13 protein-coding genes and 1 tRNA gene are annotated in these 15,383 nt (G+C 45.7%); 12 read left to right on the plus strand and 2 right to left on the minus strand.

Annotated elements, in window-relative coordinates; genetic code table 11:
- Nucleotides 1-133: 133 nt before the first annotated feature.
- The 3 genes from yedA to A3Q3_RS13950 all read left to right on the plus strand — a co-directional run bounded on the left by yedA (nucleotide 134) and on the right by A3Q3_RS13950 (nucleotide 2,980).
- On the plus strand, nucleotides 134-1,009 hold the full coding sequence (gene yedA, locus A3Q3_RS0112090; RefSeq protein ID WP_020183852.1) for a drug/metabolite exporter YedA: 876 nt from the start codon (nucleotides 134-136) through the stop codon (nucleotides 1,007-1,009).
- A complete protein-coding gene (locus A3Q3_RS0112095) occupies nucleotides 1,006-1,680 on the plus strand; it encodes an HAD family phosphatase (protein WP_020183853.1) in 675 nt (224 codons plus the stop codon). The genes yedA and A3Q3_RS0112095 overlap by 4 nt, the downstream gene beginning before the upstream one ends.
- A gap of 100 nt (nucleotides 1,681-1,780) precedes the next feature.
- Complete coding sequence (locus A3Q3_RS13950) at nucleotides 1,781-2,980, plus strand: DUF2235 domain-containing protein (protein ID WP_020183854.1); 1,200 nt, start codon at nucleotides 1,781-1,783, stop codon at nucleotides 2,978-2,980.
- A gap of 1 nt (nucleotide 2,981) precedes the next feature.
- Here the strand turns inward: A3Q3_RS13950 and A3Q3_RS0112105 are convergent, their stop codons facing one another.
- Complete coding sequence (locus A3Q3_RS0112105) at nucleotides 2,982-3,803, minus strand: inner membrane protein YpjD (protein ID WP_020183855.1); 822 nt, start codon at nucleotides 3,801-3,803, stop codon at nucleotides 2,982-2,984.
- A gap of 78 nt (nucleotides 3,804-3,881) precedes the next feature.
- Here A3Q3_RS0112105 and ffh point away from each other — a divergent pair, with 78 nt between their 5' ends.
- From ffh to A3Q3_RS0112130, 5 genes are all read left to right on the plus strand, one after another.
- Nucleotides 3,882-5,246, plus strand: coding sequence for a signal recognition particle protein (gene ffh / locus A3Q3_RS0112110; protein WP_020183856.1), 1,365 nt, complete (start codon nucleotides 3,882-3,884; stop codon nucleotides 5,244-5,246).
- Between the two features lie 163 nt (nucleotides 5,247-5,409).
- Nucleotides 5,410-5,485, plus strand: a tRNA-Lys gene (locus A3Q3_RS0112115).
- Between the two features lie 242 nt (nucleotides 5,486-5,727).
- Entirely contained in the window at nucleotides 5,728-6,231 is a 504-nt protein-coding gene (locus A3Q3_RS0112120; protein ID WP_020183857.1) for an RNA polymerase sigma factor, read from the plus strand.
- A complete protein-coding gene (locus tag A3Q3_RS0112125; protein WP_020183858.1) occupies nucleotides 6,231-7,205 on the plus strand; it encodes a FecR domain-containing protein in 975 nt (324 codons plus the stop codon). The genes A3Q3_RS0112120 and A3Q3_RS0112125 overlap by 1 nt, the downstream gene beginning before the upstream one ends.
- Nucleotides 7,206-7,292: 87 nt before the next feature.
- The gene (locus A3Q3_RS0112130) at nucleotides 7,293-11,093 is read left to right on the plus strand and encodes a TonB-dependent receptor domain-containing protein (RefSeq protein WP_020183859.1); all 3,801 of its coding nucleotides are present in this window, start codon (nucleotides 7,293-7,295) and stop codon (nucleotides 11,091-11,093) included.
- A gap of 137 nt (nucleotides 11,094-11,230) precedes the next feature.
- Here A3Q3_RS0112130 and A3Q3_RS0112135 read toward each other — a convergent pair whose 3' ends face one another.
- On the minus strand, nucleotides 11,231-12,163 hold the full coding sequence (locus tag A3Q3_RS0112135) for a DMT family transporter (RefSeq protein ID WP_020183860.1): 933 nt from the start codon (nucleotides 12,161-12,163) through the stop codon (nucleotides 11,231-11,233).
- A 333-nt stretch (nucleotides 12,164-12,496) separates the two neighbouring features.
- Here A3Q3_RS0112135 and rplU point away from each other — a divergent pair, with 333 nt between their 5' ends.
- From rplU to proB, 4 genes are all read left to right on the plus strand, one after another.
- Nucleotides 12,497-12,811: a 50S ribosomal protein L21 gene (gene rplU / locus A3Q3_RS0112140; RefSeq protein ID WP_020183861.1), complete on the plus strand. Its 315-nt coding sequence runs from the start codon at nucleotides 12,497-12,499 to the stop codon at nucleotides 12,809-12,811.
- A gap of 24 nt (nucleotides 12,812-12,835) precedes the next feature.
- Nucleotides 12,836-13,093 carry a 50S ribosomal protein L27 gene (gene rpmA / locus A3Q3_RS0112145; RefSeq protein WP_020183862.1) on the plus strand — a complete coding sequence of 86 codons (258 nt, stop codon included), beginning with the start codon at nucleotides 12,836-12,838 and terminating at the stop codon, nucleotides 13,091-13,093.
- Nucleotides 13,094-13,156: 63 nt separating this feature from the next.
- On the plus strand, nucleotides 13,157-14,233 hold the full coding sequence (gene cgtA, locus A3Q3_RS0112150; RefSeq protein ID WP_020183863.1) for an Obg family GTPase CgtA: 1,077 nt from the start codon (nucleotides 13,157-13,159) through the stop codon (nucleotides 14,231-14,233).
- Nucleotides 14,199-15,329 (plus strand): glutamate 5-kinase, encoded by a 1,131-nt coding sequence (gene proB / locus A3Q3_RS0112155; RefSeq protein ID WP_020183864.1) that lies wholly within the window; start codon nucleotides 14,199-14,201, stop codon nucleotides 15,327-15,329. Before cgtA ends, proB begins: the two co-directional genes overlap by 35 nt.
- Nucleotides 15,330-15,383 lie beyond the last annotated feature (54 nt).

The following is a 15,383-nucleotide window of genomic DNA, read 5'->3' on the forward strand; positions in this document are numbered from 1 at the left end:
GGCGAGTGCCGATTGTGTAGCTACGGTCTCGCTTGTTGTCATCCGCTTGGCTTTTCTCACTTTGGTCAGATGCAAGCTAGCATGGTTGATGCCATGTTGCTTGCATTTTTCATGACTCTAAAAATGCGTGACTATGTCTAGTAAAAATCAAACATTGTTGATCGTTGCCGCACTGTTCTGCACCTATTTTATTTGGGGGTCGACTTATCTCGCCATCCGTTTTGGCATTGAAAGTTTTCCGCCATTTTTGATGGGTGGCATTCGCTTTACGCTGGCCGGGATCATCATGTATATCGTCATGCGTTGTTTGGGTAGCCCAAATCCAACGCGCCAAGAATGGCTGGGTGCGACTATCGTCGGTATTTTATTGCCTGCCCTAGGCAACGGTACAGTGTGTTATGTACAACAAACCGTCAGCTCCAGCGTGGCGGCGCTTGCCATTGCCACCGCCCCCATTTGGATGGCAATATTCTCTTCGTTCTGGGGGCATAAAATTACAGGTCGCGAGTGGCTGGGCATCGCCATTGGGGTGCTAGGTATTGTGTTATTGAATATTGGCGGTAGTTTGCACGGTGATATTACTAGCGCGCTATTGTTAATTTTTGCTGCTGCAACGTGGTCATTCGGATCGGTCTGGGGTAAGCATTTGGCCATGCCTAAAGGCTTGATGGGTGCAGGCTGTCAGATGTTGGCCGGTGGTGTTGCCTTGATGTTGGCGAGCACTTACACCGGTGAGACTTGGCCTCAAACCATTAGTGTGAAGTCTTGGGGCGCTATATTGTTTTTAATCGTATTAGGTTCGTTAGTCGCTTACAGCGCCTATCAATATCTGCTCAAGAATGTACGGCCCTTAGTCGCCAGTAGCAATACGTTTGTCAATCCAGTGGTGGCATTTGCACTGGGGATTTGGCTGGCCGATGAGCAAGTCACCCACAATGAATATGTCGCGCTAGCCGTAATTTTAGTCGGCGTGTTTTTAGTATTAACCACAGAGAATAAAGAAGTATGACCATACAGAATTTAGCCTTATTTGATTTAGACAACACCCTGCTGGCAGGCGATAGTGACTACAACTGGAGTTTGTTTTTAATAGAAGAAGGTTTGCTGGACGCCAAAACGCATCATGATCGTAACGAGCAATTTTATGTCGATTACAAAAACGGGTGTTTGGATATTTATGCATTCTTGAAATTCCAGTTACAGCCTTTGTCACAGCACCCCAAAACATTTTTGGATAAACTGCACCTTAAGTATATGGAAAAAGTCATTCGTCCGATGATGACTGATAAAGCACAAGCATTGGTGGATGCGCACAAAGCCAAAGGTGATTTATGCTTGGTGATTACTGCCACTAATAGCTTTGTCACTAAGCCGATTGCAACCGCCTACGGTATTGAGCATCTGATAGGTACAGATCCTGAAATGGTGAATGGAGAATATACAGGTGGGGTGAGTGGCGTGCCCAGCTTTCAAGCAGGCAAAGTGACGCGCTTAAACCAATGGTTAACCGAGCGTGGTAAACAACTGAAGGATTTTCCTATCAGCTATTTTTACAGTGATTCACATAACGATTTACCGCTTATGCAATTGGTGACGAATCCGGTGGCGGTAGATGCAGACCCAACGTTGACTGAGTATGCCAATGCTCACCAGTGGCCACATATCAGCTTAAGAGACTAAATGTAATCTAGTCCCTCCAATTTAGGTGCTTGTGTTTTACGATAATTAGCCCTAGGCTTCGCATTATCAGTACTTCACGATTCACAATTGCGGAGGGTGTATGGCTAAGAATATTGTTTTCTGCGCAGATGGCACTTGGAATAACGCAGGCCAAGATGCAAAGAATGATGATGCCACCAATGTATTAAAGCTCTATCAGTTATTGGCGGGTGACATTGTCGGGGGGAGTGAGTTTTTACGGGGTGATCCGCCAGAGATTGTCGAAGGCGAGAAAGTGCTGAAGGCTGCAGACGGTAGCACGTTGCAGGTTGCCAAATACATCAACGGCGTTGGTAATTCAGCCAATATTATCAAAAAGCTATTCAGCGGCGCATTCGGCGCCGGTGTCGTGCAGCGCATTGTGCGCGGCTACACATATATCTCCAGAAACTATCAACCGGGCGATCATATTTTTATCATTGGCTTTAGCCGTGGCGCCTATACTGCACGGGCACTTGCAGGCATGATCGCCACACAAGGCTTACTCAAAACATCATTCAAAAGCGGTAGCCAAGAATCGTATCAAGCCGCCACAGATGCTTGGTTTTATTATCGCAATACGGTCAAAGTCAAAGATGAGGATTTATTGGCTGATTTGATGACAGCCGTATTGAACAAAGGCTTATGGTCTTTGGTAAAGAGTGTATTTAACCCGCATCTTTCATCCGATGATTTTATTGCGGTGGATCACATTGCCAGTGTGGCTGTCTGGGATACGGTTGGCGCGATGGGAATACCCAAATTCAATATACAGAATAAAGAATTGGTCGATGCCTTTAGGTTTGCAGATGAAGTACTCAGTAAAAAAGTGCGATTAGGTTTGCATGCGATTGCGTTAGACGAAAAGCGCGAGCTATTCAAACCTACGCTTTGGAATGCGGGTGGTAATGTGTTGCAACGTGTATTTATCGGCGGGCATGCCGATGTGGGTGGTGGGTATACAGAAAAAGGTTTGTCAGACATTGCATTGGAATGGATGGCCACACAGTTGACCCAAGCGCCTTTGCTGATTGGCTCTCCCGCGCTATTTGCCCCAAACTACAATACAAAACTACAGCCTAATTTTAAAGCGCCTGCACACCAAGAGCTCCATAATCTGGCGAAATACATCCGTCAATTTAGACTGGCGAGCCAAATCGAAGCACATGCTTCAATCAAGCAGCGCAAGGGGGCTGGCAATGTGGTGCACCGACGAGACGATGAGCATAATAAAGATTATGATGTCAGGCCATACGATCCAACCAATTGGCCGCCGGTTTAGCTTATCTTCCGAGCAATATGTGGAGTACGAAACGGCTGCCGACGTAAGCCAATAGCAAGAGTACAAAGCCAAATAGCGTCCAGCGTATAGCGGTCTTTCCGCGCCATCCATAACGGTAACGCCCATAGAGTAGCCAAGCGTAAATTAACCAAGAGGCAATCGAGAAGATGGTTTTGTGATTCCATTGCAGCGGTTTACCAAACACTTGCTCTGAAAACAGCATGCCACTGATGAGCGTAATAGTAAGCAATACAAAGCCCAACTTAATGACTTTAAACAGCAGACTATCCATCACAATGAGCGGTGGAAAGCTGGGGAGTTTGATCAGTGTGGGTTGTTTGTGCAAGGTGCGTTCTGCAATGGTCATGAGTAATGCATGCAGCGCCGCAAACGTAAATAAGCTATAGGCGAGGATGGCAATCGCAATGTGCGCCATAAATAAATTCGCTTCTGCAGTCGGTAGGTAATAGTTTTCGATAGCAAATGCGGGTAACAATACAAATATTGCTGCTGGCGGTAACACAAAAGCCTGTAGGCTATGCAGCGCATGTTTCAAATCTGCTATCCAGTAAATCAGCACCGTGAGCCAAAGAATGGCAGAGAGTGCGTAATAAAACCCTAGGTTGAACCCACCTACTGCAAATATATCGCGGTACAACAAGTAACCATGCAGCATCAACCCCAGCGCAATCATGGCGCTATGTAGGCTGTGTGAACTGGCGCTGGCGTCTGTATCTAAACTGGATTTAGCAGAACGCCAAAAATCAGCCGCTACGGCAATATAAATGAATGCGACGACAAGATAAGGAATGTATTGATGCATGGTGCAATTATGGCAAAAGTCGCGATAAACGCATAGCATGATGTAAAATTACTGCTCTTCAATAAGGTAACTATAGATATGTTAGAAAACTTAACGGGTCGTCTGCAGGGTGTGATTAAAAACCTGCGTGGTCAAGCGCGCTTAACCGAAGAAAATATCGCGGATGCGATGCGCGAAGTACGCATGGCCTTGTTAGAGGCAGACGTCGCGTTGCCCGTGGTGAAAGATTTTGTTGCCAAAGTGAAAGCGCGTGCGCAAGGGCGTGAGGTATTGCAAAGCTTGACACCTGGTCAAGCGGTGATTGAGGTGGTGAACGAAGAGCTGACCGAGTTGATGGGTAAAGCCAATACGCCGCTCAATTTATCTGCGGTGCCGCCGGTGGTTATTTTAATGGCGGGCTTACAGGGCTCCGGTAAAACCACTACATCTGCCAAACTGGCTAAATTGCTGAAAGAGCAGAAAAAGAAAGTGTTGCTGGCCAGTGCCGACGTGTATCGTCCCGCAGCCATCACCCAACTGCAAACGCTTGCCAAACAATTGGAAGTAGATTGCTTTGACAGCAATGCGCAGCAGAAACCGAGTGAGATTGCAGCGCAGACACTAGAGTACGCCAAAAAGAACTACTACGAAGTGGTGATCTTTGATACGGCGGGCCGATTGGGTATTGATGAAGTCATGATGGCGGAAATCAAAGCCTTACATTCACAACTGAACCCAACAGAGACTTTGTTTGTGGTCGATGCGATGCAGGGACAAGACGCCATCAACACTGCCAAAGCCTTTGGCGAAACCTTACCGTTGACCGGAGTGGTGCTGACCAAGTTGGATGGTGATGCACGCGGTGGTGCTGCATTGTCCGTACGTCATGTGACGGGCAAGCCGATTAAGTTTATTGGCGTCAGTGAAAAGGTCGATGGGCTAGAGCCATTCCATCCCGAACGTATGGCGGGGCGTATCTTGGGTATGGGTGATGTGCTTGGGCTAATTGAGCAAGCACACAAAAATGTGGACATGGCCGAGGCGCAAAAAGTCGCCGATAAGATTAAGTCCGGCAGTAAGTTTGATTTAGAAGACTTTAAAAGTCAGATGATGCAAATGCGTAAGATGGGCGGCATGGGTGCGTTGATGGATAAGATGCCAGCGCAATTAGCAGGCATGGCACAAAAAGTGAATAACGAAGATGCGGATAAGTCTTTGCGTCGTATAGAAGGTATTATTAATAGCATGACGCCGTTGGAGCGTCGCAAGCCGGAGCTGATTAAGGCCACGCGCAAAAAGCGCATTGCAGCCGGTAGCGGTGTGCAAGTGCAAGAAGTGAACCGTTTGTTGAACCAGTTTGAAGAAACGCAAAAAATGATGAAGATGTTCAGCAAAGGTGGCATGGCAAAAATGATGCGTGGCATGGGCGGATTGATGGGCGGCAAGTTCCCGGGGATGCGCTAATGCCATTTCTAGCGCGTGCGAATTTCTGCAAATATTAAAAAATATACGATTTACACAGAAAATGTGACAAAAAGCGAAAACAGCCATTGACCAGATAGCCTCTTTAACGCATAATCGCGGTCTTGCATTTTTGGGCAACAACTCAAAAGCAAAGTACCAAAATGGGGTGTTAGCTCAGCTGGTAGAGCAGCGGACTTTTAATCCGTTTGTCGTGGGTTCGATCCCCGCACACCCTACCAAAATTTAAACGGGTTCCAGTAATGGAACCCGTTTTTCATTTCTGATGAATGCTACTTGATTGTAGTTCGCAAGCTTTTGAATCTAGCTGTATATATAAATGGCCAAAAAGTCAGTCAATAGCCAATAAATGGCTGAAATAAACCAGCCTTGGCTAAAGTCAGCCAATTGAAAATAGTGGATGTATAAAAATCAAGTGATTATACGCATCTAGGGTTGGCACTTTAATTGCAGTTATTCAAGTATGGATAACAAGTTATATTGGTGCGGTGTGGATTTGCTATGGGCATATAAAACGCTATTGCCCAGTATCGCCAGAAAAACGCAATGCAAGCATCATGCAAAAGATATACTACATGACGGTTTTTTGTGTTTTGCTTTATCCAGCAACCCTAGCCGATTGCAAGAGCCGCACGCATACTTACGCACAATCGTTCAGCATTTGGTGGTTGAAAAGTACCGTAAAGACACACGCTCACAAAATTATTTAGATTCTATCGAGTTTGAAGAGGCGAGTGTTCCATCTCCAGAGCACTTGGCGGATATAAAACAGCGACTCATGTTGTTAAACCAAATTATTCAAGATCTTCCACCGCGCTGTCGTGAAGCATTTATTCTTTTTAAAATCGAAGGTCTCAGTCAAAAGCAGATTGCAGTCAATCTTGGTATCAGTTTGAATATGGTAGAGCGTCATCTTATTCGTGCTTTATTGGATATTCGCTCTGCTAGAGAGCAATTGCTTAGCTGATGAGTAAGCAAACTAAATTAAGAACAACAGCTGCGCGTTGGTTTATTCGTATGCAAGAGGCAGAGCCAGATGCCCCCGAGCGCACGCAGTTTGAAGCTTGGCTGCTACAAAGTCCGTTGCATCAACAAGAGTACGCAAGCTTCAGCCAAAGTTGGGATGATATAGACTCAATTGCAGAACTAAAGGCAATGGTGCATGCTAAAGAGGTGGCCCATTTTATTGGTAAAGATAAACGCGTAAAAAAAGTCAAAAATGCGGCAGCCGTACTCAGTACTTGTTTAGTGATGCTTGTGGGGGGGCTGGTCGGTCAGCAGCAATATAAAGAATGGCAAACTTCTCCCACTCTGCAGCTTGCAGCACAAACCACTGCATCGCAACTTACCACCAAAACTTTTGAGGATGGAACACAGGTAACCCTTAATGCGACCAGCAGTATGGATGTAGCCTATTATCGCCATCAACGCCATGTGCAGTTAAATCAAGGAGAAGCCATCTTTGAGGTAACAAAAGATACTCAGCGACCATTTATTGTTGAAACGGATACGGCCAAAATAACAGTGCTGGGCACTCGTTTTGCTGTAAACAAACTAGATAACTTTGTGCGCGTCAGCGTGGATCATGGTCAAGTGCGCGTGGAATCTAAAGATTCGCTAAGCACGGTTTTGCTTGGCAATGGGCAGGTTGCCGAGGTACCAAAACATCAACCTATTCAGCGTAAGAATACACAAGCAAATGATTATTTTAAATTTGTAGATGGCTTAATTGTGTTTAATCAATCAGATATATATGAGATTGCAGAAGTGCTCTCTCGATATCGCGCAACGAAGGTCATTGCGCAAGGCACGCCCCATGAAAAGATCAGTGCAATTATAGAAGTTAAAGATATGGAAGTGTTTATAGATACGCTCCCAAAAATTGCCAACGTTAAAGTGGTGAATGCTGCAACGCAACGCGTTATTCAAGCAAAGGAATAATATTTAAAATTTTTTGATACCAATATCAGGGTTTTGCATTTTCAAACATCAAGCCAATAAGAACCGATTTTTCTGAAAGGCAATTCCTTGAAATCTACTCGCCCAACTGTGCGTGCAATCGTAGCTATCGCCAGTATTAGCACTGCTGGTTTTACGCTCTCTATCGCAAATGCCGCAACGCTAAATACAAAACTCCCCAGCGAGTCTCAAGCGATATTAAATTTACCGGTTACGGTTAATCAACCTAGTCAGCCCTTAGCCTCAGCGCTCAAAGTATTGAGTGCCACCATGGGGGTGAATATCACGTTTAATGACGCTTTGACCTCTGGTAAAAATGCACCAGCCATCAAGGGAGTCATGACTAGAAAAGAGGCGCTGCAAAAGCTACTGGGTAACTCTGGGCTAGAGGCAAAACTCAACGAAACCACTATTTATATTCAGCAAGTAGCAGATACTGCAGATAAAACACTTCAGCTTGATCAAATCAGTGTCCGTGCTAAACGCTCTTATGACATTGGGCCAATGCCAGGCTTAGGTCTCACCAAAGAGGAAATTCCAGGCAATGTGCAAAGTATTACTGCCAAAGAAATTAAAGAGTCGCATGCGCTTAGCTTAACCGATTTGATGAACAGCAAGCTGCAATCGGTGACGGTGAATGATTATCAAAGTAATCCTTTTCAGATGGATCTGCAATATCGTGGTTTCACCGCATCACCTCAGCTAGGTACAGCACAAGGTATCTCGGTGTTTTTAGATGGGATTCGTGTGAATGAACCATTTGGTGATGTGGTGAACTGGGACATGTTGCCGCTCAATGCGTTAAGTGGTCTGGATATCTTTCCTGGCTCTAATCCAATCTTTGGCTTAGGCACGTTAGGTGGAGCCTTGGCTATGCGTACTAAGAGTGGTTTTGATGGTCAATCATTAGATGCTGAAGTACTGACCGGATCATTTGGTCGTAAGCAATTGCAACTATCTGCAGGTGGTAATAACGGTGTGATTGCAGGCTTTGTCTCAGGCAATTTCTTTATGGAAGATGGTTGGCGAGACAACTCACCTAGTAAGGTCAATCAACTATTCGGAAAGGCAGAATGGCAAAATGAACGGGCACGCATGGGGCTTTCCATGTTGTATGCAGGCAATAAGCTAACAGGTAATGGCTTGCTGCCAGAGCAAATGGTGGATCAAAGCTCTAAGCAAGTATATACCTCGCCAGACAAGAGCAAGAATGATCTTCTGCAGTTTCAGTTGAGTGGTGTTTGGGATGTAACCGACACATTCAATATCACTGGCCAGATTTATAACCGCAAGAGTAAGCGCAAAACAAAAACGACGGATGTGAACGAAAATTTTTCTGGCTACTACACGCCGAATGCTCAAGGTCGGCAAGTGCTATATGGGTATTCAGATATCAATAACGATGGGCTACCCGACTACAACACCTATGCGCTGAATGTTGCTGCGGATGCCAATGGCTTTGCATTAGATATTAATGGCAATCCAGCGCAAGTAGATGATGGGTCTGGCAACTTTATCCCCAATGCTGCATTTGATGTCAACAACCTTGCAATTGGTACTAACTTTGACACACCTGTTGCAGGGGTGGGGCAGGCCACTATTCCGCGTAATGATGGGTTAGCTGGTCCTGACGTGCCAAGGTGGACCGCTGACCCAAGGATGATCGATAACAACGTGATCTATAACTTTACGACGCCAGCAACTATATTGGGATTGGGGCAATTTAATAACCCATTGCCTACCGCGTTTTACCAGTTTGCGCTCAATTATTTTCAAAATCAGGCTGCAAATGCAGGTGTGGCAAGTGCAGGTCAAGGCGGTGGTACTTTTGCTGGGACCAATGAGTTTGGCGGACCTGTCATTGCTAAATATTACTTAGCTGCGTATGCAGAGTTTCAGGGATTTGATATCGATAACAGCTATGTGGATGACAACGGCTTTTTTAATCGGTTGATTATCCTTGACCCGGTTAATTTGGCTTTACGTGACCCTGATGTGTATGTTGGAGGCTGTGATGGAACGCTGTTGGGTGTTTGTGCATATGATGCAAACGGATATCAGATAAACAGGGATGGTGCCTATGGAGGCATGGATTCCCAGACCGGTCTAGGTACCGGTACGGGTGTCATAGACGGTACACCCACCGCCATTATCAGTGAAACCGAAGTAGATCAACTGGGCAAAGGTGCGGCGGTGCAGTTCAACTGGAATTTGGATAAGCACAAGTTTATGTTAGGCACTTCTGTTGATATGGCCGATGCCGGCTATACCAGTGGCCAATACTTGGGGATGTTAGATGCAAAACGCAATGGCTACGAGGCTCCTAATGAATTGGGCTATGAATTTTATGCCAGAGATGCAGCACATGCTTTACGTTTAAATGATTTTAGTGGTGACTCTATCACCAAGAGCATCTACGCCAGCGAAACTTGGAAGCCGATTGAAACCTTAAGTGTTACGGCCGCGGCACGCTTTAACTGGACTAACGTAAAAAACAGCCTGGATGTGAATAGTATCTCTAAGTTTCTTGAGGCATCTTTAGGTAGTCTACGTAACGAAATTAACCCTTTAGCCTTATGTCGAGGAGTGGACAATGACGGCGATGGTTTGGTCGATGGGACATTCTGCCCAACAGGTATAGACAGTGGAATTTATCCCTTTGATCCCAATGCTCCATTTTCTAATTTAGCGCAATTAGAAACAACGCCTACTGAAAAGTTTAAGTACCGCTCGTTCAATCCGTCGTTTGGGGCGACTTGGCAAGCGCGTGAGGATCTGAATCTATATGGCAATTGGAGCCGTGGGGCCAGAACACCCACCAATATTGAGTTGGGCTGTGCATACGATGCTACGTTGGTACCCCTACCAGGAACAAGTCCAGTGATTTATCAAGAGCGTTCTATAGCCGACAGGCGCACTTGTAATTTGCCTACCACTATGTCTGGAGACCCGCATTTAAAACAAGTAAGGTCTACGAGTATGGAGTTTGGTGCACGTGGCACTTGGGGCCCCAATATCGAGTGGAACACCAGTATTTACCGTACCGATTTAACCGATGATATCTACTTTGTCAGTATTGCTGCTAGTCGTAGTTTTTTTCAAAACATTGGAGACACTAAGCGCCAAGGCTTGGAAATGGGCGTGAAAGGGAAATGGGGTAACGCCAGCTTTGGGGTGAACTACGCCTTGACCGATGCTACATTTCAATCAAGTTTTGACATGCTTAGCCCCTACAACAGTACAGCCTATAGCGACAATACACAGTCTGGTACTTACGTAATAGATGGCAAAGAGGTGAAAGTTAATAACTTTGGTAAAATCAGAGTGAATAAAGGTAGCCGTATGCCAGGGGTGCCATTACATAACCTTAACTTTAACTTTGGCTACGAGCTGACAAATAAATGGCATATAGGGCTAAACGCTGTGGTGCACTCCGAAGCCTTTATACGGGGTAATGAGAACAACAAGCACCGTGCGGGTCCTGCTAGCACCATCCGGACAGATTGCATCATCCCTGATCCTAATAATCCAGGCCCCGGCAACTTTATCTCAACTGTTTGTGATATCCCACGTGCAAATTGGCGAGATGGCAAGACTGCGGGTTACACCGTGTTTAATTTACAATCCAGCTACCAGCTATCCCCAGAATGGACCTTGGGTATGCAAATCAATAATTTGTTTGATAAGGAATATGCATCTGCCGGTCGATTGGGATTGAACGCATTTTCCCCTGGTGTGAATGGCGCTATCGGACCAAGTGGTTTTAACTATAACAGCAGCGAGTGGCAAGGCACCAGTTTTTTGGGGACAGGTGCACCGAGATCAGCCTTTTTTACGTTGAGTTATCAGTTTAAACCGGATGCATTATAATTAAGTTGAGGGATGGTTTAATGGTGGAAGTGGTGGATGGTTAGTATATTTGTTATGAGTTACCTTCTTCACACCCTACCAAAATTTAAACGGGTTCCAGTAATGGAACCCGTTTTTCATTTCTACCTAGTCTGGCGTTAACTCTCCTGCTGTTCGGTTGGTAGCGTGATAGACAGAACTCCAGCCAATACTAAAGCAGTGCCAATTATCTGATTGAAAGTCACGGGCTCACCAAGAAATATAGCAGCCAGTAATATGGTGGAAACCGGTCCTATACTACCAATGAGCGATGCTTTGCTGCTGCCTACTCTCCGTATGCCAGCATTGAGCAAGATTACTGGAAGTATTGTGGACACAATTGCCATTCCCAGCCCCAATTGATATACACCCATAGGCAGTTTTAACGAGGCCACCGAATGTGTGAGGGCAAAGTGGGTGACACAGGCAGTGCAAGCAATAATCATCGTATATGCGGTAAATCGCTGCGTGCCAATCTTATGAAGCATGTTGCTACTTCCTACCAAGTAGCAGGCGTATGTCAATGCACTGAGTAATATAAACCCAGCCCCTAGCAGGGTGGCGCTGGTACTGCTAAATGAAATGTCATGCATAGCAATCAAGATGATTCCAGCGTAGCTTAGCGCTAGCGCCAATATTTCGCGTTTACCTATGGGTTTCTTCGCCAGTAGCGCAGTAATGATGACGACAAATGTGGGATAAAGGAAAAGGATGGTGCGCTCTGTGCCAGCGGATACGTAGCTTAAGCCAATGAAATCGAACAGGGATGATAAGTACATTCCGCCTAAGCCCAATACAAACAGGGAACCCCAGTCATTCATGCTCAAGCGTGAGGAGGAGGTATTGTTTTTAGTTGCAATCACTGCCATCACTATAAAAAATGGTGTCGCAAGTAACATTCTTAATGCGAGCAAGGTGACGGCGTCTACGGGATATTGGTAAGCCAGTTTGATAAAAATTGCTTTGGCAGAAAATGCAATTGCCGAGATGAGTACGAAGGAAGCGCCTATGAGTGCCTGATTATTTTTTGACGTGATGGTGTTGTTGTGCATGTAGCCCTTTCTTTTGCGGGCCATCTCTGCAGAGGTCTTGTGTTCACCAACCGCGGAGAGGCTCGCGGTTGCTTGTTTAAAATACTAAGAAAAACAGCAGTTGTCGCGAGTGGAAACGGCCAGTAGCCATAGGGCCTGACGATATTGTTTGCTGACAACTTGAGTGCTGATAGACATGCCAATAATTCTACCTTTAAATGCTAGAGTGTCAAACTGTAGATGTCAGCAAACAAGCCGTAAAATAATGTGCTAAAAATGCAATTGAGATTTGCATTCTGTAGTGAATTGCGTATAATGCCCAGTTCTCTAAAAGATGATGTTTAAGGCTTTATTATGTACGCAGTAATTAAAACAGGCGGCAAGCAATACAAAGTGGCTGCTGGTGACAAGCTAAAAGTTGAAAAATTAGTGGGTGACGTGGGTAGCAAAGTAGTCATCGACAAAGTGTTGTTGATTGCCGATGGCGAAAAAACCACCATTGGTGCTCCGTTAGTTGCTGGCGCGAAAGTAAACGCAACAGTAGTTTCACACGGCCGTGCTGATAAAGTGATGATTTTCAAATTCCGCCGTCGTAAACATTATCGTAAAACACAAGGCCATCGCCAAAGTTTTACAGAAATTCAAATTGATACGATTGCTGCTAAATAAGCAGTTTAGAAATAAGGACTCGACATGGCACACAAAAAAGCAGGCGGTAGTTCACGTAACGGTCGCGACTCACAAGCTAAACGTTTAGGCGTTAAAGCATTTGGTGAAACAGTAGTTTCTGCAGGTAGCATTATCGTGCGTCAGCGCGGTACAAGAATGCATGCCGGTGAAAACGTAGGCATGGGTAAAGACCATACACTTTTCGCAAAAATCGACGGTAAAGTCACTTTTGCAGTAAAAGGCGCGTTAAAACGCCATACTGTTAGTATCGTTGCAGTTTAAGTTTGTTTGATTTTGCAAAGCCTCATCGTTTGATGAGGCTTTTTTATTTGGTACACTCTAATTATGAAATTTATCGACGAAGCAACCATTAAAGTCTACGCTGGGGACGGCGGTAACGGTGTTGCAACGTTTCGCCGTGAGAAATACGAGCCGATGGGTGGCCCCAACGGAGGCGATGGTGGTAAAGGCGGCTCTATTTATGTGGTTGCTGACCGCAACATCAATACACTTGTAGATTATCGTTACACACGTACTTTCCGTGCACAGCGCGGTGAGAATGGTCGTGGTGCAGAGTGCTATGGCGCCAAGGGTGAGGATACGATTTTACGTGTGCCAGTCGGTACGGTCATATCTGACAAAGCCACTGGCAATATGTTTGTAGATTTAAATGTGCATGGACAAGAAGTGCTGCTGGCCAAAGGTGGTGCCAACGGCTTGGGTAACGTCCACTTCAAATCCAGTATTAACCGTTCGCCACGTCAATGTACCAAAGGCGAACCGGGCGAATCATTTGAACTGTATTTAGAGCTTAAAGTATTGGCGGATGTGGGCTTGTTAGGTATGCCGAATGCAGGTAAATCGACGTTTATTCGTTCAGTCTCTGCTGCAAAGCCTAAAGTGGCTGATTACCCATTTACGACCTTGCACCCTAACTTGGGTGTGGTACGCGTGGATGCAAACCGTAGTTTTGTGATTGCGGATGTGCCTGGATTGATTGAAGGCGCTGCTGAGGGCGCAGGCTTGGGGCACCAGTTTCTGCGCCACTTAGCGCGTACGTCATTATTGTTGCATTTGGTAGATATTGCACCATTTGATGATGCGGTCAGTCCAGTTGATGAGGCTAAAGCCATTGTCAATGAGCTGAAAAAATACGACGAAGACTTGTATAACAAGCCTCGCTGGTTGGTGTTAAACAAAATAGACATGGTGCCAGACGCAAAACAGGTGGTTGCCGATTTTGTAAAAGCCTATGGCTGGGAAGGTCGCGTGTTTTCGATTTCCGCCATTAGTGGTGTCGGTTGTAAAGAGCTCACTTATGCCATCATGGAACACTTGGAGCAAGTACGCGTACAACAACTAGAACAAGACGAAGAAATCAAAAGCAATGCAAGTATCCAAAGTATCGTTACTTCAGAATAGCAAAACACTGATTGTAAAAGTGGGGTCTAGCCTTGTCACCAATAATGGTGAGGGTTTGGATCGCAATGCAATTGCTGCTTGGGCTGAGCAAATTAGCCTATTGGTCAAGCAGGGTAAGCATGTGGTGTTGGTGTCTAGCGGCGCGGTTGCAGAAGGGATGCAAAGGCTTGGTTGGAAAAAGCGCCCAGTAGAAGTGAATGAGCTGCAAGCTGCGGCGGCAGTCGGCCAAATGGGCTTGGTGCAAATGTACGAGAGCTGCTTTGCACAACATGGTCTGCATACTGCGCAAATCTTGCTCACGCACGAGGATTTAAGTGATCGCAAACGTTATTTAAATGCGCGTAGTACGCTTAAAACGCTGCTAGCGCTAAAAGTGATTCCGATTATTAATGAAAATGACACGGTCGTGACTGAGGAAATTCGTTTCGGTGATAACGATACCTTAGGGGCGTTGGTTGCCAACTTAATCGAGGCTGATGCGCTGGTAATATTGACCGATCAACAAGGGCTGTATTCTGCTGATCCACGTAAAGACAGTAATGCAATGTTTGTCAATTTTGAAATGGCGGGCAATCCACTGTTAGAGCAAATGGCGGGCGGTGCAGGCAGTAGTGTCGGTACCGGTGGCATGCTCACCAAGATACTGGCCGCTAAACGTGCAGCAAATAGCGGTGCACATACCGTCATTGCCTCTGGTAGAGAGCCTAATGTGCTGGTGCGTTTGAGTGCTGGGGAGGCTATTGGTACACATCTGGAAGCTGGGCAGATGAAGATTGTAGCTAAAAAACAATGGTTGGCTGATCATCTGCGTTTAGGCGGTAAGTTGATATTAGATGCTGGTGCTGCAACTGTGCTGACTAAAGAAGGTAAGAGCTTGCTAGCCATTGGCGTTGTAGATGTACAGGGTACGTTTGAGCGCGGTGATGTGGTGGCTTGTGTGAACGGTGATGGTGTAGAGCTGGCCCGCGGGATCGTGAATTATAATTCACAAGAAGTAGCGCGCATCAAGCGCAAACCAAGCCATGAGATTGAACAGATTTTGGGCTATGTAGAAGAATCTGAACTCATTCATCGTGATAACTTAGTCGTACTTTAGCAAGAATAAACTTTTGATTGATTTCGATAAAGCATGAAAGCCTCCTGATTAAGG

It is taken from the genome of Methylotenera sp. 1P/1 (assembly GCF_000384355.1).
Lineage (GTDB): Bacteria > Pseudomonadota > Gammaproteobacteria > Burkholderiales > Methylophilaceae > Methylophilus.

Bases quoted from the DNA above. Each gene is read 5' to 3' on its own strand.
- ffh (WP_020183856.1), top strand. From the start codon at position 3,882: ATGTTAGAAAACTTAACGGGTCGTCTGCAGGGTGTGATTAAAAACCTG.
- cgtA (WP_020183863.1), top strand. From the start codon at position 13,157: ATGAAATTTATCGACGAAGCAACCATTAAAGTCTACGCTGGGGACGGC.
- proB (WP_020183864.1), top strand. From the start codon at position 14,199: ATGCAAGTATCCAAAGTATCGTTACTTCAGAATAGCAAAACACTGATT.
- A3Q3_RS0112095 (WP_020183853.1), top strand. From the start codon at position 1,006: ATGACCATACAGAATTTAGCCTTATTTGATTTAGACAACACCCTGCTG.
- A3Q3_RS0112125 (WP_020183858.1), top strand. From the start codon at position 6,231: ATGAGTAAGCAAACTAAATTAAGAACAACAGCTGCGCGTTGGTTTATT.
- A3Q3_RS0112135 (WP_020183860.1), bottom strand. From the start codon at position 12,163: ATGCACAACAACACCATCACGTCAAAAAATAATCAGGCACTCATAGGC.
- rplU (WP_020183861.1), top strand. From the start codon at position 12,497: ATGTACGCAGTAATTAAAACAGGCGGCAAGCAATACAAAGTGGCTGCT.
- A3Q3_RS0112120 (WP_020183857.1), top strand. From the start codon at position 5,728: ATGGATAACAAGTTATATTGGTGCGGTGTGGATTTGCTATGGGCATAT.
- A3Q3_RS13950 (WP_020183854.1), top strand. From the start codon at position 1,781: ATGGCTAAGAATATTGTTTTCTGCGCAGATGGCACTTGGAATAACGCA.
- rpmA (WP_020183862.1), top strand. From the start codon at position 12,836: ATGGCACACAAAAAAGCAGGCGGTAGTTCACGTAACGGTCGCGACTCA.
- yedA (WP_020183852.1), top strand. From the start codon at position 134: ATGTCTAGTAAAAATCAAACATTGTTGATCGTTGCCGCACTGTTCTGC.
- A3Q3_RS0112105 (WP_020183855.1), bottom strand. From the start codon at position 3,803: ATGCATCAATACATTCCTTATCTTGTCGTCGCATTCATTTATATTGCC.